Source organism: [Clostridium] symbiosum ATCC 14940, from assembly GCF_000466485.1.
GTDB classification, from domain to species: Bacteria; Bacillota; Clostridia; order Lachnospirales; family Lachnospiraceae; genus Otoolea; species Otoolea symbiosa.
Map to the genome: position 1 here is coordinate 46,364 of NZ_KE992855.1, position 23,418 is coordinate 69,781.

At 49.5% G+C, this 23,418-nt stretch carries 19 protein-coding genes and 1 riboswitch; of the genes, 17 read left to right on the forward strand and 2 right to left on the reverse strand.

The window, feature by feature from the left end:
- Nucleotides 1-33 precede the first annotated feature (33 nt).
- The 14 genes from CLOSYM_RS05900 to hxlB all read left to right on the forward strand — a co-directional run bounded on the left by CLOSYM_RS05900 (nucleotide 34) and on the right by hxlB (nucleotide 18,121).
- Complete coding sequence (locus CLOSYM_RS05900; RefSeq protein WP_009298318.1) at nucleotides 34-1,194, forward strand: ABC transporter ATP-binding protein; 1,161 nt, start codon at nucleotides 34-36, stop codon at nucleotides 1,192-1,194.
- Nucleotides 1,191-1,940, forward strand: a complete 750-nt coding sequence (locus CLOSYM_RS05905; RefSeq protein ID WP_009298317.1) for an ABC transporter permease — start codon at nucleotides 1,191-1,193, stop codon at nucleotides 1,938-1,940. The genes CLOSYM_RS05900 and CLOSYM_RS05905 overlap by 4 nt, the downstream gene beginning before the upstream one ends.
- Before the next feature lie 69 nt (nucleotides 1,941-2,009).
- A complete protein-coding gene (locus tag CLOSYM_RS05910) occupies nucleotides 2,010-2,903 on the forward strand; it encodes a glycine betaine ABC transporter substrate-binding protein (protein WP_009298316.1) in 894 nt (297 codons plus the stop codon).
- 155 nt (nucleotides 2,904-3,058) lie between these two features.
- Nucleotides 3,059-5,755, forward strand: a complete 2,697-nt coding sequence (locus tag CLOSYM_RS05915; RefSeq protein ID WP_021641362.1) for a translation factor GTPase family protein — start codon at nucleotides 3,059-3,061, stop codon at nucleotides 5,753-5,755.
- A 428-nt stretch (nucleotides 5,756-6,183) separates the two neighbouring features.
- On the forward strand, nucleotides 6,184-9,039 hold the full coding sequence (locus CLOSYM_RS05920; RefSeq protein ID WP_044902183.1) for a transglycosylase domain-containing protein: 2,856 nt from the start codon (nucleotides 6,184-6,186) through the stop codon (nucleotides 9,037-9,039).
- Between the two features lie 311 nt (nucleotides 9,040-9,350).
- Nucleotides 9,351-10,190, forward strand: coding sequence for a MurR/RpiR family transcriptional regulator (locus CLOSYM_RS05925; RefSeq protein ID WP_003501287.1), 840 nt, complete (start codon nucleotides 9,351-9,353; stop codon nucleotides 10,188-10,190).
- 47 nt (nucleotides 10,191-10,237) lie between these two features.
- Complete coding sequence (locus CLOSYM_RS05930) at nucleotides 10,238-11,290, forward strand: sugar ABC transporter substrate-binding protein (RefSeq protein ID WP_044902174.1); 1,053 nt, start codon at nucleotides 10,238-10,240, stop codon at nucleotides 11,288-11,290.
- Between the two features lie 110 nt (nucleotides 11,291-11,400).
- Nucleotides 11,401-12,885 (forward strand): sugar ABC transporter ATP-binding protein, encoded by a 1,485-nt coding sequence (locus CLOSYM_RS05935; RefSeq protein ID WP_003501302.1) that lies wholly within the window; start codon nucleotides 11,401-11,403, stop codon nucleotides 12,883-12,885.
- A gap of 18 nt (nucleotides 12,886-12,903) precedes the next feature.
- Entirely contained in the window at nucleotides 12,904-13,869 is a 966-nt protein-coding gene (locus CLOSYM_RS05940) for an ABC transporter permease (RefSeq protein WP_003501304.1), read from the forward strand.
- A 13-nt stretch (nucleotides 13,870-13,882) separates the two neighbouring features.
- Complete coding sequence (locus CLOSYM_RS05945) at nucleotides 13,883-15,577, forward strand: ribulokinase (protein ID WP_021641368.1); 1,695 nt, start codon at nucleotides 13,883-13,885, stop codon at nucleotides 15,575-15,577.
- Nucleotides 15,574-16,281 (forward strand): L-ribulose-5-phosphate 4-epimerase AraD, encoded by a 708-nt coding sequence (araD, locus tag CLOSYM_RS05950; protein WP_003501308.1) that lies wholly within the window; start codon nucleotides 15,574-15,576, stop codon nucleotides 16,279-16,281. Before CLOSYM_RS05945 ends, araD begins: the two co-directional genes overlap by 4 nt.
- A gap of 19 nt (nucleotides 16,282-16,300) precedes the next feature.
- Nucleotides 16,301-16,891, forward strand: coding sequence for a KpsF/GutQ family sugar-phosphate isomerase (locus CLOSYM_RS05955; protein ID WP_003501309.1), 591 nt, complete (start codon nucleotides 16,301-16,303; stop codon nucleotides 16,889-16,891).
- Nucleotides 16,888-17,625 (forward strand): ribulose-phosphate 3-epimerase, encoded by a 738-nt coding sequence (locus CLOSYM_RS05960; RefSeq protein WP_009298311.1) that lies wholly within the window; start codon nucleotides 16,888-16,890, stop codon nucleotides 17,623-17,625. The genes CLOSYM_RS05955 and CLOSYM_RS05960 overlap by 4 nt, the downstream gene beginning before the upstream one ends.
- Complete coding sequence (hxlB, locus tag CLOSYM_RS05965; RefSeq protein WP_009298310.1) at nucleotides 17,573-18,121, forward strand: 6-phospho-3-hexuloisomerase; 549 nt, start codon at nucleotides 17,573-17,575, stop codon at nucleotides 18,119-18,121. Before CLOSYM_RS05960 ends, hxlB begins: the two co-directional genes overlap by 53 nt.
- A 12-nt stretch (nucleotides 18,122-18,133) precedes the next feature.
- Here the strand turns inward: hxlB and CLOSYM_RS05970 are convergent, their stop codons facing one another.
- Nucleotides 18,134-19,057: a LysR family transcriptional regulator gene (locus CLOSYM_RS05970; protein WP_242828646.1), complete on the reverse strand. Its 924-nt coding sequence runs from the start codon at nucleotides 19,055-19,057 to the stop codon at nucleotides 18,134-18,136.
- 263 nt (nucleotides 19,058-19,320) lie between these two features.
- On the opposite strand from CLOSYM_RS05970, the gene CLOSYM_RS05975 reads away from it, so the two are divergent.
- Genes CLOSYM_RS05975 through CLOSYM_RS05985 form a run of 3 tightly spaced genes read left to right on the forward strand, consistent with a single transcriptional unit; the run spans nucleotide 19,321 to nucleotide 22,911 of the window.
- Nucleotides 19,321-20,109 (forward strand): enoyl-CoA hydratase/isomerase family protein, encoded by a 789-nt coding sequence (locus CLOSYM_RS05975; RefSeq protein ID WP_003501314.1) that lies wholly within the window; start codon nucleotides 19,321-19,323, stop codon nucleotides 20,107-20,109.
- A 30-nt stretch (nucleotides 20,110-20,139) separates the two neighbouring features.
- Entirely contained in the window at nucleotides 20,140-21,438 is a 1,299-nt protein-coding gene (locus tag CLOSYM_RS05980) for an acetyl-CoA hydrolase/transferase family protein (protein WP_009298308.1), read from the forward strand.
- A 60-nt stretch (nucleotides 21,439-21,498) separates the two neighbouring features.
- Nucleotides 21,499-22,911, forward strand: coding sequence for a YfcC family protein (locus CLOSYM_RS05985; protein WP_009298307.1), 1,413 nt, complete (start codon nucleotides 21,499-21,501; stop codon nucleotides 22,909-22,911).
- A gap of 140 nt (nucleotides 22,912-23,051) precedes the next feature.
- Nucleotides 23,052-23,185, forward strand: a riboswitch (cyclic di-AMP (ydaO/yuaA leader).
- A 51-nt stretch (nucleotides 23,186-23,236) separates the two neighbouring features.
- Here CLOSYM_RS05985 and CLOSYM_RS23180 read toward each other — a convergent pair.
- A partial coding sequence (locus tag CLOSYM_RS23180) for a hypothetical protein (RefSeq protein ID WP_207638257.1) occupies nucleotides 23,237-23,418 on the reverse strand: 182 nt, incomplete at its 5' end.

Sequence of the window (23,418 nt, forward strand, 5' to 3'; positions counted from 1 at the left end):
AATAAAGACTCATAAAGGAGAGGAGGAAACCTTATGATTGAGTTTGAACATGTGTACAAATCATATTCAGATACTAAGGCGGTGCTGACTGACGTGTCTTTGAAGATAGAGACAGGGGAACTGTTTACCCTGATAGGTTCAAGCGGATGCGGAAAAACGACGCTGCTGAAAACAATTAACAAGCTGAATACCTTTGAACAGGGGGAACTCAGGATCGATGGAAGGCGGGTGCAGGATATCGGAACTGCCGAGCTGTCCGGGCTGATAGGATATGTGGTACAGGAGGGAGGGCTGTTTCCGCATCTGACGGTAGGTGAAAATATTGCCCTGATTATGAAGAGCAGCCATATACCTGCGGAAAAGATAAGAGAGAGGGTATGGGAGCTTCTGGAGCTGGTGAATCTTGAGCCCGAGATTTATAGGAACAAATATCCGGCTCAGCTATCGGGAGGACAGAGGCAGAGAGTGGGCGTGGCCAGGGCCTTTGCCATGGATCCCGGCATCATACTCATGGATGAGCCATTTTCCGCCCTGGATCCGTTGACCAGGAGCGAATTGCAGGATGAGGTGGTAAGGCTGCAGAAAAAATATAAAAAGACGGTGGTATTCGTTACCCATGATATGGATGAGGCGATCAAGATAGCCACGCGAATCTGTTTTCTTTATAATGGCCGCGTGATCCAGTGCGATACGCCGGAAAATATCCTGAAAAATCCGTCAAATGATTACATACGGAATTTTATCGGAGAAAACAGGCTGTGGCATAATCCCGAATTTATCCGGGTAAAAGATATAATGAGGAAACGTCCATTCACAATTTCGAGGGAACGGACGATTCTTCAGGCAATGCAGATTATGAGACAGAACAATATAGACAGTTTATTGGTAACAGGGGAAAAGAACCGGTTCCTGGGGATGATCTGGATGGATTCCCTCAAGAACGTAACGGACTACGATAAAAGCGTCAGCAATTATATCTCTGATGATTATCTGAGCGTCAGAGAGGAGGACAGTTTCCGTAATGTGTTGTCGATGCTGAAGATAAGGAATTACGGGCACCATTTCGGCATCATACCGGTTCTCGGGGAAGAACGTGAGATCAGGGGGTATTTGACAAAGAGCAGTCTGCTGGCAGTACTGAGCAGACAGTTTATCCCGGAACAGTCAGAGCTGGAAGGAGGCGCGGCATCATGAACAGTTTTATAGAATTATTTTGGTCTAAAAAAGAAGAACTGTGGATACTTTTTTTGCAGCATATCAATATGACGACGATTGCAGTCCTGATCTCACTGGCAGTCGGTGTGCCGGTGGGAATACTAATCACAAGAAATAAGACGGCGGCCGGAGCGGCTTTAACTATTGCGAATCTGATGCAGTCCATTCCCTGCCTGGCTCTGCTGGCGATTTCCGTAATCTTCATTGGAATCGGTACCAAACCGGCAATAATGATGGTCTTTGTATATGCGTTTCTCCCTATCCTGAAAAATACATATACGGGCATTATGAGTGTGGATCCGAAAAATATTGAAGTGGCCAGGGGAATCGGTCTTTCCAGATGGAAATGCCTGTTTGAGATAGAGATACCTATCGCAGCTCCGTTTATTATGTCAGGCATTCGCATCGCGGCGGTGGCGGCGGTGGGGACCATGACGATTGCAGCATTTGCAGGGGCAAAAGGTTTGGGGTGGTTCATCAATCTGGGGCTGAATTCGTTAAATTACCAGCTGATCCTGCTGGGAGCGATTCCGGTATCCGCCCTGGCTCTGCTGGTTGATTTTATTTTCGGACGCCTGGAACGGGCCATAACCAGCGAGGGGCTCCTGGCTCCGGAACAGATTAAAAACAAGTCGGAGAGGGAAAAGAAGAGGGAGAAGGCAGCAGCCTTCTTACTGTGTGGAATGATTATCCTGGTATCAGCGCTCTACTATACGGCAGCTTGATACGGTCCGGCGGCAGTAATAATGAGACTATAAGTAATAAAGTAATGCTCTATACAGGAGGAAAATTAAATGAGAACAAAAAGTATATGGTGTCTGGCGGCGGCAGCGGCCGTATTGTCACTCAGCGCCTGCAAAGCAGAAGAAAAAAAGGCGATAACCATCGGAGCCAGCAATTTTACCGAGGTGAATATTCTTGGTAATATTTACAGGGAGCTGATCGAAGCTGACACGGATATTGAGGTTAAAACATCATTTGGACTGAATGGCGCGTCCTTTTGTTTTGCCGCCCTGGAAAAAGGCGACATTGACATGTTTGTCGAATATACCGGAACAGCACTCTCAAATCTGCTGGGACAGCCGATGGACTCAGACCCGGAGCGCGTATATGAGACGGTTTCCGCACAGATGAGGTCGGAGCATAATATCCACACGTCCAAGCCTCTGGGATTCAATAACACTTATGTGATGAGCGTTAAGCCGGAAACAGCAGAGGCTTACGGGCTTGAAACGCTGTCGGATCTAATCGGAAAGTCGGAGGAACTCCGGCTTGGCTGCACCGTGGAATTTGTAGACAGGGACGACTGCCTTCCCCTTCTGGAATCAGAGTACGGTGTGAAATTCAAGGAAGTCAGCGGATTGGACGCCAGTGTCCGCTACACGGCCATTGACAGCGGAAAGGTCGATGTTGTGGATGCATTTTCTACAGACGCGCTGCTTTACAAGCTGGGCCTGACGGTCCTTCCGGATGACATTGGATTTTTCCCTCCCTATTATGCGTGCAACTTTGTAAGGCAGGAGACGCTTGACAAATATCCGGAGCTGGAACAGGTGCTCTCAAAGCTGGATGGCCGGATCGATGAAAAAACGATGGCGGAAATGAACAGCAAGGTGGACGTTGAAGGGAAAAGCGCTGAGGAAGTTGCCCATCAGTTCCTTGAGGAGAACGGCCTGCTGGGAAGATAGGTTTTTGCCGGAACTGAAGACTGCCCCCTCACCACACCGGCCCAGGTCCGTTCCGGACGCGTCCTTCTCCATCAAAACATTTTTACATTCCGCCGGTTCCGTGATAAACTGTCAGGAGAGAATATTTTTAGAACTGATAAGGGAGAGCAGGACAGATGAAGAAACTGGCAGTCGGCATTCTTGCCCATGTGGATGCGGGAAAAACTACATTATCGGAGGCTATGCTCTATACGGGCGGAGCTGTGCGGAAGCTGGGCAGGGTTGACAAAGGCGATGCTTTTCTGGATACCTATGAATTGGAGAAGAAGCGGGGAATTACCATCTTTTCCAAGCAGGCAATACTTGAATGGAACGGAATGCAGGTCACACTTTTAGATACTCCCGGCCATGTGGATTTTTCGGCTGAGATGGAGCGTACACTGCAGGTGCTGGATTATGCGGTTCTTGTAATCAGCGGCACGGACGGCGTGCAGGGACATACGCAGACATTGTGGCGGCTTCTTGCCAGATATAAGATTCCCGCCTTCCTGTTTGTCAATAAGATGGATTTGGCAGGAGAGAGGAAAGAGGCCATACTGGAAGAATTGACTAGGAAACTGGACGGAAATATTGTGGATTTCGGGGAACAGGGGACGGAAGGTTTTTATGAGAATCTGGCCATGTGCGGCGAGGCGGCCCTGGATCAGTTCCTTGAGAACGGAATGATTCACAGGGACGATGTGACAAAGATGATTCTGACAAGGCAGGTATTCCCCTGCTTTTTCGGATCGGCGCTGAAGCTTGACGGGATCGAAGCCTTTATGCAGGGGATGGAGGACTATATGTCCATGCCGGATTATCCGTCTGAATTTGGTGCGAAGGTGTTTAAAATCGCAAGAGATAACCAGGGGAACAGGCTGACCTATATGAAGATTACCGGCGGGAGCCTGAAGGTCAGGGAACTGATAGGAGAGGAAAAGGTCAACCAGATCAGAATCTATTCCGGTGAGAAGTTTGAAGCCGTTCAGGAGGCAAAAGCAGGGACGGTCTGTGCGGTGACAGGGCCGTCCGGGACGGTTCCCGGCAAGGGCATCGGCATTGAGGAGGCAGGAGCCATGCCGGTTCTCGAACCGGTGCTTACCTACCGGATACAACTGCCGGAGGAGGCAGATGCCGCAGTAATGCTGCCGAAGCTGGCACAGCTTGAGGAGGAGGAACCACAGCTCCACATTACCTGGCAGGAGGAAGCAAAAGAAATCCATGCGCAGATCATGGGCGAGATCCAGATGGAAATTTTAAAGGGCCTGGTCAGGGAACGCTTCGGAATCAACATCGAGTTCGGCGGAAGGAGTATCGTTTATAAGGAGACAATTCAGAATACGGTGGAGGGGGTGGGCCATTTTGAACCTCTCCGCCACTATGCGGAGGTCCATCTTCTGATGGAACCGGCCGAAGCCGGGAGCGGCCTTTCATTTTCAACGGAATGCAGTGAGGATGTACTGGATCGGAACTGGCAGAGGCTTATTCTGACTCATCTGGAGGAGAGAGAGCATAAGGGAGTCTTAACCGGGTCAGCTATTACGGATATGAAGATTACGCTGATGTCGGGCCGCGCCCATCTGAAACATACGGAGGGCGGCGATTTCAGACAGGCGGTGTACCGGGCGGTGCGTCAGGGACTGATGCAGGCAGACTCAGTATTGCTTGAGCCTGTCTACGGATTCCGCCTGGAGGTGCCGGAACGGATGCTGGGCCGTGCGATGACGGATGTGGAACGGATGCACGGACAGTTTGAACCTCCGGTGATGGAAGGAGAGTATGCAGTCCTGTCAGGCAGCGCTCCGGTGGCCTGCATGGACGGGTACCAGCAGGAGATGACGGCTTATACCGGAGGTCTGGGACGTCTGGCCTGTACACTGAAGGGATATGCCCCCTGCCATAACGCAGACGAGGTAATTGAAGCCTCCGGGTACGATGCGGACAGCGACACGGAAAATCCGTCAGGCTCCGTATTCTGCGCCCATGGGGCCGGTTTTGTCGTGAGCTGGGATGAGGTGCCTGATTATATGCACCTGGAGAGCTGCCTGCCTCCGGAGATATCAGAAGGCAATGACGGTGAGGACGGGAGCGGTACAGCGGGGCGAAACGGAAGGAAAAAGAGAAGGAAAGACGAAGGCCATGAGGAAATCTGGCTCGGTACAGATGAGATAGACGAGATTCTTGCGCGCACCTATCATGCAAATAAACGAGATAAGACGGGAGCACAGAAACGCCGTTGGGGCAGTAAGAGTAAAACACCGTCAGGAACTTATACGGCAGGCCGTCTCTCCGGAACAGGAGCCACGGCTGCCAGGCTTGCCAAAAAGGAAGAAAAACGGGAACAGTATCTGCTTATAGACGGCTATAACATCATATTTGCCTGGGAAGAGCTCCGGGAATTGGCCGAACGGAATATAGACAGCGCCAGGGGAAAGCTGCTGGATATCCTTTGTAATTACCAGGGAGCTAAAAAATGCCAGGTGATTGCGGTGTTTGACGCTTACCGGGTGCAGGGGCATAAGACGGAGTTCCTGGACTATCACAATATTCATGTGGTCTATACGAAGGAAGCCGAGACTGCGGACCAGTATATTGAAAAATTTGCCCATGATAATGCATCAAAATACGATGTAACAGTGGCTACTTCAGACCGCCTGGAACAGATTATCATCCGGGGGCAGGGCTGCCGTTTGATTTCGGCCAGGGAATTTTGGGAGGAGACAGAACGGACAAATGAAGAAATCCGCCTGGAATTCGAGGATAAAAAACCTGCTGAAAAACAGTATATGGGCGAGTTTATCCCGGAAGAGATAAAAAGAAACATGGAAGACTGACGGCCTGCGTTCTTCTTCGGAGAGAGGCTTTTAAGTTTTAGGAGAGAGATTTACCGCTCTTATGTTAAGCAGCAAAAAGGGGCTGTCACACTGCGAGTTAAAAACTTGGGTGTGACAGCCCCTTTTCTTAAAGGCGGCGACGTGTACGCGGCCTTTTTTCCATAATTGATAAGAATCTATCAGCCGACCGGATATTTCTTGTGAATTTCTGTTAAAACTGTAAGGATAGGTAATACTGATCAAAAGAGATATTTTAATGCAGTTTGGCTGAAATCCGGCATATGACAGACGGGCGGGCCGAAGTGCTTGGAGGCATTATGGAAGATAGAAAAAACAGTTCAAATAGATATGATAATGAACGTCCGATCCCAAAAAGGAGAGGCAGACAACCAGACAAGGCGAAAGGCAGCCGCAGGAAAAAGTCATCCGTGTGGAAAGTGATACTGGCGTCACTTATACTCTGTCTTCTCGCCGCTGCCGGTACCGGAGCCTATATCCTGAAAGGCATCATTGACCAGGCGCCTGATATAACGGCGCTTAGCCTGCGTCCGGAGGGATTTGCCACTACAATTTACGACAGCGCCGGCAATGAAACAGAGAGACTGGTGATGGAAGGTACGAACCGGGAGGAGGCCTCCTATGAAGAATTTCCGGAAGACCTGGTCAACGCATTTATTGCCATCGAGGATGAACGGTTCTGGACAAATAAGGGAATTGATATCAGGGCGATTTTAAGAGCCGTAAAGGGCGTTCTGACCCGGAATTCCTCTGCCGGAGGCGGCAGTACCATAACCCAGCAGCTCATCAAAAATGCGGTGTTCCAGGGCGGCATGGAGACATCGTTTAAGGACAGGCTGGAGCGGAAAATCCAGGAACAGTATCTGGCGGTCCGGCTCAATCAAATGGTGGATAAAAAGACCATCATGACCAACTATCTGAATACCATTAACCTGGGTTCCAATACCCTGGGGGTGAAAGTGGCAGCCAGAAGGTATTTTGACAAAGACGTATCGGACCTGACGCTGTCGGAGTGCGCCGTACTGGCCGGAATCACGAAAAACCCGTCAAAACTGAACCCGCTGACCGGAGCCGGAGAAAATGAAAAGCGGCGGAAAATCATTCTCGGAAAAATGCAGGAGCAGGGAATGATTACGGAGGAAGAGAAGGAGGAGGCCCTGGCCGATGACGTCTATGACAGAATCCAGAATGTGGATGTGACGGCCAGGGCATCGGCCACGCCGTACAGCTATTTTACCGATGAAGTCATTGAGCAGGTGACGGAAGCCCTGATGGATCGTCTGGGATATTCCGAGGCCATAGCGCGGAAAATGTTATATGGCGGCGGTCTTTCCATTTATACGACACAGGATGCACGCATACAGGCGATAGTAGACGAGGAAATCAATAATCCTGAAAATTACAAGGCCGCATACCTGTCGGCGGACTACCGCTTATCCATCCGCCATTCAGACGGCAGTATGAGTCATTATTCAGAGCAGGATATCCGGAAATACCACAACGAGGAGCTGAAAGACAATTATAACGGCCTGTATGCAAATGCGGAAGAAGTACAGGCCGATGTGGACCGTTTCAAAGCGAAGTATATTGCGCAAGGGGATGAGATAGCCGGGGAGAGCTTACAGACGGTGATACAGCCGCAGGTGTCTTTTGTGCTGATGGATCAGCGGACCGGTGAGGTGAAGGCGATCAGCGGAGGGCGCGGAGAAAAGACGGCCAGCAGAACTTTGAACCGCGCGACCAATACCCTGCGCCAGCCTGGGTCTACATTTAAGGTGATAGCCTCCTTTGCACCGGCTCTGGACAGCATGGGAGCGACGCTTGCCACAACGTACTATGATGCCCCCTATTCCGTGGGAAAAAAGTCCTTTCGGAACTGGTACAGCAAGTTTTTGGGATATTCCAATATCAGGGAAGGTATTGTGTATTCCATGAATATCGTGGCGGTCCGATGCATGATGGAGACGATTTCACCGGAACTGGGCGTTCAGTACGCCGAAAAAATGGGAATCACAACCATGTCGGATAAAGATTACAATGCGTCCACAGCCCTTGGCGGAATCACGTCCGGGGTGTCTAATCTGGAGCTGACCGGCGCCTATGCCGCTATCGCAGCGGGGGGAGTGTATACAAAACCCGTCTTTTTTACGAAAATTGTGGATCATGACGGCAAGGTTCTGATTGAGAACGTACCGGAACGCCATCAGGCCCTGAAACCGCAGACGGCTTTTCTGCTGACCGACGCCCTGAGGGAAGCCGTATCCGGCGGAGCAAAGTTTGCATCTGTCAAGGTAAGTCCAACCGGCGGGCGGGCCAGGGTGCCCGGCATGACGACGGCGGGAAAAAGCGGGACTACGACGGCCAGTAAGGATTTGTGGTTTACAGGCTTTACCCCCTATTACACAGCAGGTATCTGGAGTGGGAACGACGCAAGCCAGCCGATCAGCGGAGGAAGCTCCTATCACAAGGATATATGGAAGAAAATCATGGAGCGCGTCCATGAGGGACTGCCTGATCCGGGGTTTCCCGTACCGGACGGCATAGTAAAAGTACAGATTTGCCGCAAATCGGGTAAACTCGCGATACCGGGCGTATGTACGAACGAGCCGAGGGGAAATGCCGTATACACGGAATATTTTGAAGCAGGCACGGAGCCGACCCTGCTCTGCGACCGGCATGTCAAAACAGAAATCTGTACGGAATCAGGACAGGCTGCAACAGAATTTTGTCCGGAGACCGCTGAAGGCGTATTCCTTGTCGTTCCGTTTGGAGAGGGAGCAACGGATGACTCCCAGTATACCCTGCCGCCCCGGTGCGGACTGCATGGTGATTTAAGCTCCGTTATTCTTCCCCCGGGGACAGAGGGAGGAGAACAGAAGGAGACGGAAGGCTCAGTAGAGCGTGAATCGACTTCCTGGTGGGAGAGCTGGCCGTCATGGGAGAGCCGGCCGACACAGCCGCAGCCCAGCAGACCGTCATGGGAGACGAAACCGACACAGGAGAGCCGGCCGCCGTGGGAGACGAAACCGACACAGGAGAGTAAACCGCCGTGGGAGCCAAAACCGACACAGGAGAGCAAGCCGTCATGGGAGACGAAACCGACACAGGAGAGCAAGCCGCCGTGGGAGCCAAAACCGACGCAGGAGAGCAAACCGCCGTGGGAGCCAAAACCGACGCAGGAGTCCAAGCCGTCGTGGGAGACAAGACCGGCGCAGCAGGGCACCCAGAGTGGGGGAAGTCAGGAAAATAATTGGTGGGGGAGATAATGTGTTACCGGCCGCAGCACTGTTTAACGACAGTGCTGCGGTTTTTTGCGCAGACCTGTCTGGCCGTTAGAAAAATCCGCTGTTGTAATAGGAAAGTGAAGTATTCCTCCAAAAATAAATTTCAGAAATGAAGTGAAATAACACCCTTGTTGTGTAAAATACATAAAAAATATAACGAAATTTCCATTTTATAGGTAAAAAAACAGGTAAAACGATGAAAAACATACCGAATATTTACTTCATATTGAAGCGACTATATAATGAAAACATAGAATTACTTCAAAAACTATAGTTAAAAATGAAGGGGGACTATGAACGATTTATTGGTGCGCATCAAATTTCAACTGCCGTCTCTGCCAAGAGCTGAAAAGATTGTAGCCGAGGAACTGCTGGAAAATCCCGAGGCAATAATCGATATGACGCTGGCGGGAATGGCGAGAGAGACTGGGAGTAGTGAGGCATCGATCATACGCTTCTGCAGGAGAATGGGCTTTAATGGTTATACGGAATTAAAGCATGCTTTCATGAAAGCAGTCGGAGAGGGAGGGGAAGTACAGTCTGAGAAAATTGAAAATCAGGACGATATGAGAACTATATTGAAAAAAGTTTTCCAGAGTAATATTCAGACGCTTAATGATACTCTGTCGCTGGCAACTGATAACTACGATAAAGCCCTGGACGCGCTGCTGAAAGCAAAGTCGATTCATTTTTTCGGAACGGGCGATGCATTTTCTGTATGCCAGCTGGCTTTCATGAAGTTCAACCGGCTGGGGGTGTCCGGCAGCGCGCACAGCGATGTGATGCTGCAACTGATAGCGGCGGCCAACATGAAACAGGGAGATGTGGCGTTTGCAGTATCCTACGAGGGACGTTCAAGAAATATCGTGGATGCAATGCGAATTGCAAAAGAGATGGGAGCCGTAACCATCTGTATTACCAAGATGAATAAATCACCGATGCTGAAATATACGGATATTAATTTATTTACATCGATCAGTGATTTAACCATTGGAAGGGACAAGGTGACAAGGAGGGTTTCCGATCAGGCAATCCTGGATGCCCTGTACCTGGGATATATTACGAAATGCGGACAGAACACCAGCAAATATCTGAAAAAAGTGCAGAACGCGATTGATTGCAATAAAATGTAACAGTTCATCGGATGCAGCATGACAGAGGCAAAATACAGGAGGATATCATGAAAAAAAGATTATTGGGAGTAGGATTAAGTATTTTATTGGCGGCCGGCCTGGCAGGATGCCAGACAGAGGGAAAGAAAGAGACACAGTCAGCGCCTGCGGAGACGGCATCGGAGACAGCCGGGGCGGAATCTGCCGCTGAAAAGACGGAGGAAGCGGCTAAAACCGTGGATCCCAAGTCGGTGAAGCTGGCATACGTCAGCATGAACCTGGCTAATCCGTGGAATGCCACTGTTAAAAAGGGATTTGAGGCAGCCTGTGAGGAACTGGGCTGTGAATATATTTCTATTGATTCGGAATATAAGGTAGACAAGCAGGTAGCATCACTGGAGAGCTTGGTAAATGACAAATACAGCGGCTTTGTATTTACCCCAATCGATCCGAATGCAACGTGGGATATCGTGGAACAGGCCAAAGCTCAGGGAGTAGCCACCGCTACGATTGCCCAGCAGCAGGATAATGTAAACCTGATTTATGGAATGAAGGAATATGATTACGGCCACACCATCGGTACACAGGCCGGACAGTGGATTAAAGACAACTTAGGCGGTAAAGCCAAGGTGGCAATCATTTCCCAGGATAATGTGGAGTCTGTCATTGCAAGGGGCGACGGCGTGGAGGACGCTTTAAAGGAAATCTGTCCGGATGTGGAGATCGTTGCCAGACAGGCAGGCGATACACTGGAAGGCGGTATGAAAATTGTGGAATCCGTACTGGCGCAGACGCCTGATTTAAATGTTGTGGTGGGCACGAATGACTCCGGCGCAATCGGCGGCTACCAGGCTATGGTTAATGCAGGCATGACCGGTGAAGATAAGGCGGTATTTTCCGGCGATGCAACGGCAGAGGCCATCGAATACATAGGCCAGGAAGACAGCATCTACCGCGGCACCGTGGATCTGGAGCCGTATGTGGGCGGATATAACTGCGCGAGGATATTATATAAATATGCCACAGAGGGAATTCCGGCCGAGCAGCAGATTGAAATGCTGAATTATAAACCGGTACCGAAGCAGGATGTTCTGGACGGAACATTTAAAGCAGTGCAGTGATTGTAAAGAGGACAAGGCATACTCGCAGTATGCCTTGTCCTGGCTTAAACCCGGTACGGCATTGCAAATGGCCGGATACACTACCGGACTAGATGACAGGAGGAGAAAATGTGGGAGATGTAATTTTAAAGGTTAACGGTTTGTCAAAATACTATGCCCAGGTGAAAGCTCTCGATAATATATCCATGGAAATCAGAAGGGGAGAAACCCATGCGCTCTGCGGAGAAAACGGCGCGGGGAAATCGACATTTATCAAATTGCTGACCGGTGCGATCCCACCCTCTTCAGGCACTATCGAGTTTGAAAATCAGGTTTATGACAGATTAACCCCCTCTCTGGCGATGAAACTCGGCATTGCCGTGATCTATCAGGAGTTCAGTCTTGTGCCGTATCTGACGGTGGCGGAAAACATTTTTTACGGTCGGGAAATTTCTAAAATGGGCGTGCGTTCTGTCAGGCAGATGAATCTGGAGGCGGAAAAGTTCTGCAGGGAGATGGGAGTAGATATCGATGTAAAAGCGAAGGTATGCGGGCTGGGAGTTGCATATCAGCAGATAGTGGAAATTCTGAAAGCCGTATCGAAGAATGCAAAATTCATCATTATGGATGAACCGACCGCTCCCCTGACCTTGAAGGAGACGGAAATATTCTTCAGAATTATCCGGAAACTGAAAGAAAAAAAGGTGACGATTATCTTTATATCCCACAGGCTGACGGAGGTCTTTGATTTATGTGAGCGTGTGACCGTTTTTTGTGACGGCAGGTTTGTGACTACCAAAGAGACGGGAGAGGTAACGAAAAAGCAGTTGATTTCATATATGGTGGGCCGGGAACTGGCGGACGATTATCCGGCAGGAAACGGGAAAACCGGAAACGTCGTGCTGGAGGCAAGACATATAACGGGAAAACGTGTGCATGACGTCTCGTTTGAACTGAGAGAGGGAGAGGTTCTGGGCATCGGCGGCCTGGTCGGGGCCGGGCGGACGGAGCTTGCAAGGGCGGTTTACGGCGCTGATCCGGTTCTGTCGGGAGAATTTCTGCTGGATGGGAAGCGCTTCGTTCCTAAATCACCCAGGACAGCCCTGGAACATGGAATCGGACTGATTCCCGAGGACAGGAAAAAGCAGGGACTTATCTTAGATGCAACGGTAAAAGAAAACTCCGCACTCAGTATCCTGCGCAGGTGTTCTGACTTTGGCGTTATTAATAAGAAAGAGGAAGAACGCACCGTGCACCGGTACATAAAAGACTTAAATATTAAGACGCCCGGGATGAACCAGCTGGTCAAGAATCTTTCGGGCGGAAACCAGCAGAAGGTGGTGCTGGCCAAAATGCTGGCTACCAACTGCAAAATCCTTATTTTTGACGAACCGACAAGAGGAATCGACGTCGGCGCAAAACAGGAGATTTACCATCTGATCCGTGAAATGACGGATCAGGGCAAAGCCGTTATCATGATAAGTTCAGAAATGCCGGAACTGATTGGAATGTCGGACCGGATTCTGGTAATGGCCGACGGCAGACTGAAAGGCGAAATCGGCAGGGGGGATTTTACCCAGGAACATATTTTGGAAATGGCATCGGACTTGGATTAAATGCGGAGGAAACAGCAAATGAAAAAGAATAAGCAAATAGTCAACCTTCTTTTGGAATACGGGATCGCAGTAGTATTGCTGCTTCTGATTATTATTTTTGCCACTCAGTCTTCAAACTTTTTATCTGTTAATACGGTGATGACGATTTTGAAGCAGGTTTCCATCACAGGGATTATATCTGTGGGCATGACATTCGTGATTCTGACAGGGGGAATCGATCTGTCGGTCGGTTCAATCGCCGGTGTGTCCAGTGTTACGGCGGCCATCTTTATGCTGAATGGATTCAGTATCCCCTTAACCTGTATTCTGACGGTGCTTATCGCCCTGATTTACGGAATTTTGAATGGACTCTGTGTCACTAAGCTGAATATGCCCCCGTTAATCGCGACGTTGGGAACGCAGACCGCGTTGAGGGGAGCCGCCTATATTATAACAGGGGGCCTGCCGGTGTTTGGTTTCAGCGCGGTATTCGGAGATTTTGCAAAGACCTCGGTTGCACGGATTCCCCTGATGGTCATTTTGATGGCAGTTATTTTTCTCATTGGAAAGTTCGTTCTGGATCAGTGCAATTTCGGCCGGTACATATATGGGACAGGCGGCAATGAAGAGGCGTCGTTCTTATCAGGAATCAGTGTAATCAAGACAAAGCTGTCTGCCTACGCAATCAGCGGCATGCTTGCGGGAGTGGCCGGTCTTGTGCTGCTGTCAAGAACAAACAGCGGCCAGCCGTCTGCCGGAATCGGGTATGAGATGGACGCCATCACGGCCGTGGTGCTTGGCGGCGTAAGCCTGAGCGGGGGCCAGGGGAGAGTGTCCCAGGTTATGATTGGCGTACTCATAATGGGAGTGTTATCGACCGGGATGATTATGCTGGGAATCAATGACTATGTACAGCAGTTGATTAAAGGACTGGTTCTGATTGCGGCTGTCACATTCTCAGAGTTTTCAGCCAGGATGAGAAATGTAACTTCGGCAGAGAAATAAAAGGGTGATAATTATGGGAAAATACACAATCGGAATTGATTTCGGAACCTTGTCGGCGAGATGCGTGCTGGTCAATGTCGCTGATGGAAAAGAAACTGCCGTATCGGTATGCGGGTACCGGCACGGTGTGATGGATGAGAAGCTGCCGTCAGGCAAAGCGCTGCCGCCCGGAGGCTTTGCGCTGCAGGAACCGCAGGATTATGTGGAGGCGCTGCAAACGACAATCCGGGAGGTGATAGAGAAAGGCCGGATCCGGCCGGAGGAGATCTGTGCGGCCGGGGTGGATTTTACCTCCTGTACGATGCTGCCTGTAAAGGAGGACGGAACGCCTCTGTGCGGGACGGAGCGCTATCGTGATGAGCCGAATGCCTATGTAAAATTGTGGAAGCACCACTCGGCACAAAAATATGCCGACAGGATAAATGAAGTGGCTAAGCAGCGCGGGGAAGACTTTTTAAAGAGGTACGGAGGAAAAATTTCCAGCGAATGGATGTTTCCGAAAATTATGGAGACCTTTTGTGATGCGCCCGAACTGTACGGTGAAACCGGTTCATTCATGGAAGCAGCCGACTGGATCGTGATGCTTCTGACCGGCAGGATGACGAGGAATACCTCCTCCCTTGGATTTAAGGCTATCTGGAATCCGCGTGACGGCTATCCGCCGGAGGATTTTTTTAAAGAGCTGATGCCGGGAATGGAACACGTTGTGTCTGAGAAACTGAAAGGGGAGATAATCACGATCGGCTCCTGTGCGGGCCGGGTAACCCGGGAGGCCGCTGCACTGACCGGCCTTAAGGAGGGAACGATTGTCGCCGCCGGCCATCTGGATGCGGCCGGAGCCAGTGTCGGAGCCGGTGTAATCACGCCGGGAAGAATGCTGATTATGATGGGGACTTCAAGCTGTCATGAGCTGCTGGCGGAGCAGGAGCTTTATGTGCCCGGGGTATGCGGATATAATCACGACTGTGTTATTCCCGGTTATATCGGGTATGAGGCAGGGCAGAGCTGCGTCGGAGATCATTTTGAATGGCTGATTAAGCACTGCGTTCCTGAAGTGTATTGCAGGGAGGCGGAGACGTCGGGATTAGATTTAAATACGTATTTAAGCGGAAAAGCTGCCGGGAAGCTGCCCGGGGAGACGGGGCTGATTGCTTTAGACTGGTGGAACGGGAACCGCTCAATCCTGGTGGATGGGGACTTGACCGGAGTTCTGGTGGGAATGACGCTTAAAACAAGGCCCGAAGATATCTATCGGGCGCTTGTGGAGGCGACCGCATACGGGACGAGAAAAATCATAGAAAACTATACGGCATGCGGAATTGTAATCGATGAGGTGATTATTTCCGGAGGAATAGCCAGAAAAAACCCGTTTATTATGCAGATTTATGCAGATGTCCTGGGTAAGCCGATACGGATTGCAGGCTCACGGCAGAATGCGGCTTTGTCCTCCGCTATCTGGGCTGCGTATGCGGCCGGAGAAGCAAACGGCGGTTACAGCTCCCTGGAGGAAGCGGTCGGCCATATGGCGGCCCCCATCGTCAGGACCTATGAGCCGGATGAAACGGCAAAACCGGTTTATGACATCCTGTATCAGGAATACGGGCGCCTGCACGACTACTTTGGCCGAGGCGCGAACCCGGTGATGAAAACACTGAAGACGTTGTCGGTGGAGCAGAAGAAAGCAAATGAGAGAGGAAGATACGCATGAGCATCGAGACATTAAAGGAAGAGGTCCTGGCAGCAAACCTGGATCTTGTTACAAAAAACCTCGTCATATCCACTTGGGGAAATGTGTCCGGTTACGACGGGGAGACGGGGGTTATGGTAATCAAAGCCAGCGGCGTACCATATGACAAAATGACGAAGGAGCATATGGTAACCGTAGACCTGGATGGAAATGTAATTGACAGTCCATATTCGCCGTCCACAGACACCTGGACCCATATTGAACTCTATAGAGCCTGGAAGGACAAGGGGATCCGCGGGATTGTACACACTCATTCCCTGAATGCCACAATGTGGGCGCAGCTCGGCCAAGATATTCCTGTTTACGGAACAACCCACTGCGACTATTTTAACGGCGATATTCCTTGTACCAGGCTGATGACCGGGGAAGAGATTGGAACAGATTACGAGAGAAACACGGGAAAGGTTATCCTGGAGAGAATGGAAGCCCTCGATCCGGTCCGTATGAACGCTGTGCTGGTCCGCAGCCATGGGCCGTTTGTATGGGGGACTTCACCTTCCGCGGCTGTCTTAAACAGCCAGGTATTAGATTATGTGGCAAATATGGCCTATATGAACTACACGATGACCGGCGGACAGTGCGGCAGGGTGCAGAAGGAACTTTTAGAGACTCATCAGAACAGAAAATTTGGTCCTGGCGCATATTATGGCCAGAAAAACCATTAAAGAATGCCGGAGATGCGATATGAGGGAATTGATTAGTAATGTATTGAACCGGGAAGCCGAGGCAATCCGGGAGCTCGTATTTTCACTGGATGAAGCCCAGGTGGATGCAGTCACAGAGACGATAAAAAACTGCCGGGGCAAGGTGGTTTTAAGCGCTTGCGGGACCTCCGCCCAGGCGGCCAGGAAGATTGCCCATACCTTATGCTGTGTCGGCTGCCCTGCATTTTTTATCCCGCCCTCAGACGCGCTTCACGGCGGACTGGGTGTAATCGGGGAGCAGGATGTGCTGTTACTGCTATCAAAAGGCGGATATACGAAAGAAATCAATGAGATGATTCTGCCCGCCCGCCGGTCGGGCGCCAGAGTTATTATGGTTACTGAAAATGAGGAGGGGGAATATGCGAAGAGCTGCGACCTCATTTTAAGAATAAAGGTTAAAGAAGAACCGGACCGGTTCAATATGCTGGCAACAGCGTCAACGCTGGCGGTAATTGCTGTATTTGACGCAGTCAGCATCAGTCTGATGGAGGAAAAGCAGTTCACAAAAGAGCATTTTTACAGAATCCATCCCGGGGGCGGGGTGGGAAAACGGCTGGCCGAGGGGGAATGACAGTGAGTAAAATATTTGCTTCCGTATTTTCTGCCGACTGTTTACGATTGGGAGCGGATATCAGGCGGATTACGGCAGCAGGCGCCGACGGCCTGCACATAGATATAATGGACGGGGAATTTGTACCGCTGTTTGGCTTTAACAATATATGGATACAGCAAATCGGAGCTGCCAGTACCCTGCCTCTTGATTTACATATCATGTCGGGAGAATCCGCAAGGATTTTGGAGCGGCTTGACTTAAGCCGGGTAGTATCGGCTGCGGTCCATGTTGAGAGCGGACCCGGATCCGGCCTGCAGACCGTGTTTAAGCTCATGAGGAAAAGAGGGATTTCCTGTGGTCTGGCCATTTCCCCCCGCACATCAATTGAAAAACTTGAGCCTTATCTGGAAGAGATTGACGGGATACTGGTGATGAGCTGCCAGCCGGGGGTTCAGAATGCCGGTTTTCTGGAAGACACCTACAGCAGGATCAGGGAAATCAAGGGTATGCTGAGGGACAGGCCGGAGTGTTATATCGGCGTAGACGGCGGTCTGGATCTGGAAAAGGCGGAGCGGTGTATAAAGTGCGGAGCCAGCCGGGCCGTGATTGGACGGTATCTGTTCCGGCACCCGGAACCGGACCGCGTGATCAGCCGTCTGCAGGCTGCGGGCAATATTCTATATGAAAGGGGGGACGCCGGTGCTGAAAGAACATTTAAAGGTGATTGTCAAAGAGCTGCAGGAGGCCTGTGACGGCTATGACGAGACGAACGATGCTCCGATTATTGAAAGTATCATGCATTCCGGAAAGATCTTTATAGCCGGCGCCGGGCGGACGGGCTATATTATGCGCTGTTTTGCCATGCGTCTAATCCACCTGGGTTTCTGTGCATACGTAATTGGGGATACGGAAATGATAGCCGCGAAGGCGGGAGATCTGCTGTTGATTGGAAGCGGATCCGGAGAAACAAAAACGCTGCGTGTGTATATGGAAAAAGCCAAACAGCTGGGGATGAAAACGGTTGTGTTTACCTGCAACAGGGAATCCGCTTTGGCCAGAGAGGCGAAATTCTCCTGCGTGATCCGCGCCCAGAGCAAATTTCAGGATGGCCGGATTTCGGTTCAGCCGATGGGCAGCCTTTTTGAACAGCAGCTTCTGCTGCTCACCGACTGCATTACCCTGGAGCTGGCCCGGCGGATGAATATTGATTTTGAACAGCTTAAGAACAGGCATTCTAATTTAGAATAAGCAGAAAACGAATTAGTCCGGTTTCCTCCGGACTAATTCGTTTTCTGCGTTACTGAAGTAGTCCAGTGTAAAACGCACAGCTTCTTTTACAGCGCAGGACAAATAACGCTCCCGGCTGTATATTACAGCCATCTCCCTGGTAATATTATGGCGGAATGGCTTAACAATCAGTTCTGGATAATCTTTTTTTACATATTCATTTACATAGGAACTGGGCAGGAAAGTCAGTCCTCTGCGCAGTTTCAGCATATATATCAGCAAATGAATCCGGGGAGCCATATTGATGACATTTGGTGAGAATCCGTCACGCAGACATAAATTCATGATATCAAGATGCGGCTGATAATCATCACTGAACAATATCAGCCCCCTGTTTTTGAGGTCATCTACAAGTATCACATCCTTTTCCGACAGAGGATCATCCCCGCACATAACAATCTGCATTGGTTCCTTGGTTATGACATGGGCCTGGCAGCCATTGAGATTTCCGGCAGGCAGAAGAACAAAGCCGATATCACAGTGGCTGGCCTGTATGTCATTTAGGATTTCCATGGAGGGCTTTTCCCTGATATTGACGGAAACGCCGGGGTAATTAACTGCAAAATGCCGTATCAGATCCCGGAAAAAAGTACTGGCGACGACCATAGTACCGATATTTACCGTACCACAGGCAAAGGAGGAGGAATCTTTTGCGATTCCGTAGAGATCCTGAAAACGGTTGTAGACATCCCGGGCATGCTGATAAAAGAGTGCTCCCTTGTCGGTTAATTTGAAATAGCTGGTACTTCTGTCAATCAGCTTAAACCCCAGTTCATCTTCCAGCAGCTTTATTGATTTAGTCAGCGCAGGCTGTGTTGTGTAGAGTGTGGTGGCAGCTTTGGAAAAGCTCTTAGAATTGACGATCTCAATAAAATATTTCAACTGTCTCATCTCCATATCTGAATCCCCCATTCATTCCGGTTAACGACAGTTACTGTGGTATTATCTATTATCATATAATAAATTCAATGAAAAATCACGACAAAACAATGAAAATGGCGATAATATTTAATTATAAGGCTTATAAATTCTATTCATTTCTAATAATAAAAAAGTTTTGATATTATTAACTTACAAATTTGTGATAGCCGGCCGGACCTGAAAATGTTGAATTGGAAAAGGGAGTAACTTTTTCAAGTGATAAGGGAGGAGTGAATGAGATGACAAATATGCCGGAGCTGGAATTTATTCAAATTTCAATTCCTGAGGAAGCAATTGTTGCAATTACCCTTAACCGCCCTCCGGTTAATGCTTTTAATCCGCAGATGTATCATGAAGTCAAGCTTGCGTTTGAGTATGCGAATGCTCCGGAGAACCGGTACCGCTGTATCATTCTGAATGCCAAAGGAAAGATGTTCTCTGCCGGAAATGATATCAGCATATTTTCAGATGATGCAGTATATCAAAATCCCAATTACTCGTCGATTGTGGATGAAGCAGGTAATGCAGTGTTATTCTCTGAAATTCCGGTGGTATGTTCTGTGAACGGAGCCTGCGTGGGGACAGGATTTTGCCTGGCGGCAGTTTCTGATGTTGTAGTAGCCAGCGAGAAGGGGAAATTCGGAATCACTGAGTTGAATGTTGGGGTTATAGGAGGCGCTCCGGAGGCCGGCTACTGCCTGCCGCCGAAGGTCGTGCGTTATATGGCGCTGACGGGAAATCTTCTGACGGCTGAACAGATGCACCAATATAATATGGTCTGTAAGGTTGTGCCGGAGGACAGGCTGGCGGAGGAGACACTTTCAGTTGCACGCGATATAGCAAAGCACGATCCTCTGGGACTGCGCTGTGTGCGAAAGGTGCTGCTAAAGATTTATGATCCGAACGAACTGGGGGAAAACGTGGATTATTCTTCCGGGCTGAACCGGGAACATAAAAAAACGGAAGATTTCAAAGAAGCGGGTTGTGCTTTCAGAGAAAAAAGGCGGCCGGTATTTTGGGGTAGATAACAGCGGTTTCCAGAAGAAAGGAACTTCTTTATGAATCAGTATGAGAGAGAATATGAGCTAAAAAAAGTGGAGCTCACTCAAATCTACGATATGATCCGGACCGGTGATTTTATCTGCATTTCATATAATGCGTTGGAACCGGTGGGATTTCTCAGGAACTTACATACAATTAAAGACCGTGTGGAGAATGTGACACTGCGCCACGGAGGTCTTTGGTACGATTATCCTTTTGCGGGCAGAGAGGACATGAAGGGGCATTTTAAAGCGCTTACCACATTTTATGACTCTTTCTGCCGCAGTCACCATACCTGCCGGCTGGCGAGTCTGGTGCCTGGAAATATGCATAACAATACGGAGCGAGTACTGGAAGACCATCATATTAACATGTATTACGGCCTGGCAGCACCGATGGATAAAAACGGATTTGTACGTGTTCCTTTGAATTTGGTCTATGAGATGGATGCAATCCGTTCTGCTGACATTGTAGTGCTGCAGATTGACAGGAATCTGCCGATGGTGAGCGGGGAAAATCTGGTTCATATCCGGGATATTGATTATATTGTAGAGATGGACGAGCCGGTGATTACGATAGAAGACACGATTCCATCGAAAACAGAAATGCAGATCGGGCAGTATGTGGCAGAACTGGTACCGGATGGAGCAACAATCCAGTTGGGAATCGGGAAAATCCCCAATGCGGTGGGCAGCTATCTGGCGGGGAAAAAAGATCTGGGAGTACATACTGAGATGATTACCAGCATTATTGCCGAGCTGGCTGAGGCCGGTGTGATTACAGGCCGAAGAAAGACATTGCACAGAGAACTTATTGTCGGCGCCTTTGCACTGGGGTCGCAGCGGCTCTATGATTTTCTGGACGGAAATCCCCAGATTTCGCTGAGGAGCGCCAGTTACGTTAATAATCCGTTTATCATTGCCAAGAATGAAAAGATGACGTCTATCAATACCTGCCTGCAGATTGATTTGACAGGACAAATCTGTTCAGAATCATTGGGAACAAGACAGTTTTCAGGACCCGGAGGAGCTGCGGACTTTGCCATTGGAGCAAGTCATTCAAAAGGAGGAAAATCTATTATTGCCGTGAAGTCTACAGCAAAGAACGGTACCGTATCCACAATCCAGCCGACACTGTATCCGGGCGGAGTGGTGACAATTACCAGAAATGATATAGATTATATTGTGACAGAATACGGAGTAGCGAAGATGAAGGGAAAAAGTATCGATGAGAGGGTAGACAGTCTGATACAGGTGGCTCATCCGAAATTCAGAGAGGAGCTGCGCTTTAAGGCTGACGAATACGAAATCTGGTAAAGCTAAACTGTAGTTTAAATGAAAACCGGGATAAACGATCTGTTAGGAAGGGGGAGACTTATGAGTGGTAAGGAGACAAAATCTTTGAGAAAAAGACGGCGCATGGAATTCCCGGATACTTATATTATTCTGATTGGACTATGCCTATTGGCGGTAATTTTAACAATTGTGCTGCCGGCCGGTCAGTATGACCGTGAAGAGAGGAATGGGCGGACAGTAGTAGTGGCAGGTACCTTTCATGAGGTAGAAGAGGATCACTCTATTTCAATACTTAATCTGCCGGTAGAGATTCACAAGGGATTTATAGACGGCGCAGAAATTATTGGTTTCATGCTTATTATGGGCGGCTGTATGGGGATCATTACAAAAGCCGGAGCCATCAATTTCTTTATTCAGAATTCATTGGCCAGACGCGTCAGGGGGAAAGAAAAGATTATTATCCCGCTGCTGATGGCAATCATGGCAGTAGGCGGATTCACCTTTGGCATGACTGTAGAGGGGGTTGCTTTTGTGCCCGCAGTAATTACGCTCTGTGTTGCTCTGGGATATGATGCCCTGGTCGGAATGGCAATTGTATTTATCGGAGGTAACGCCGGATATACTGCCGGAATTTTTAATCCTTTCAACGTTGGGGTAGCTCAGTCCATTGCAGAGCTGGACGCTTTTTCCGGCAGTTGGTACAGGTGGATTCTTTTGGCGGTATTGCTGGTTGTATCGAGCATCGGAATCACAAGGTATGCGGTCCGCGTAAAAAAAGATCCCACGCGCAGTGTGGTATATGGAACCGGCAATACGGAATCGTGGCACACAGAGCTGGATCTTTCGGCTAAAGCAACCAGTAAGGAATACATGGGACTGGCCGCTTTTGTCATTGGCTTTGGATTCTTAATCTGGGGCGCCAGTTCACAGGGATGGTGGTTTGGCCAGTTTTCGGCCGTCTTCTTCTGGATTGCGGTGGTGACTGGTGCTATCTATGGCTATTCGCTCAACCAATGGGCCGGATATTTCGTGGACGGCATGAAAGACATGGTAAGCGGAGCCGTGGCAGTCGGTTTTGCAAAGGCGATATCGGTTATTCTTGCCGATGGGGTCATTATTGACACCGTGGTGTATTATCTGGCAAAACCGCTGGAAGTGCTGCCAGGAATGATTACGTCGGCCGGAATGATGGTGGTACAGACTATCATTAATCTGGGAGTTCCGTCAGGCTCCGCCCAAGCGGCAGTAACTATGCCGATTGTAGTACCTCTTTCGGACTTGCTTGGGGTGTCCCGGCAGACTGCCGTATTTGCTTTTCAGTGCGGCGACGGGATCAGCAACTGCCTGATTCCCACCTACACCTCAATGATTACCTATCTGGCCGCGTCCAGACTGCAATATAAAAACTGGCTGAAATTTGCCTGGAAAATTGTGGGAGCCGAATGGCTGGCCGCCCTCCTGATGACGGTGATTGCGGCGGCTATCGGGTATTAACTAATACCGGCAGGGTATTATCCGGAGCTGTCTGGCGAGGTGTGAACAGTAACCAGAACCCGGCCTCTCAACCAGAGGCCGGGATTTTTTTCTTTACATTTGAAAAAAATTCCTATACAATTATTATAGCAACTTGTATTATATGCAATGCGCTGAATGCTGGTAACAGCAACGGGAGAACCATTATTTGGGGTGTAATTGCGGCTGAGCCGCATGCGGGAACTTCCTTTCCCTAACCCGACAGCTAATCTCGTAAGCGGAGGAAGGCTCAGTTTCATAATTTGATGCCTTCGCTGCCCATTTTATTGATGGACAGCTTTTTTTGTTAAATTGGAGATCCCTGCGGGATTTTCGATCTGGCAAAAAGATCTCCGGGAGGGCCGTATTTTGTCGTAAAGGAGCAGTAACGCTGAAGCGGCCTGCCGCGGGCTGAGAATCTCACATACGGGAATCTTACCTGCACCATTATCCCATAAAGAAAGCCTGCTAATAAAAAGTCAAGCACTT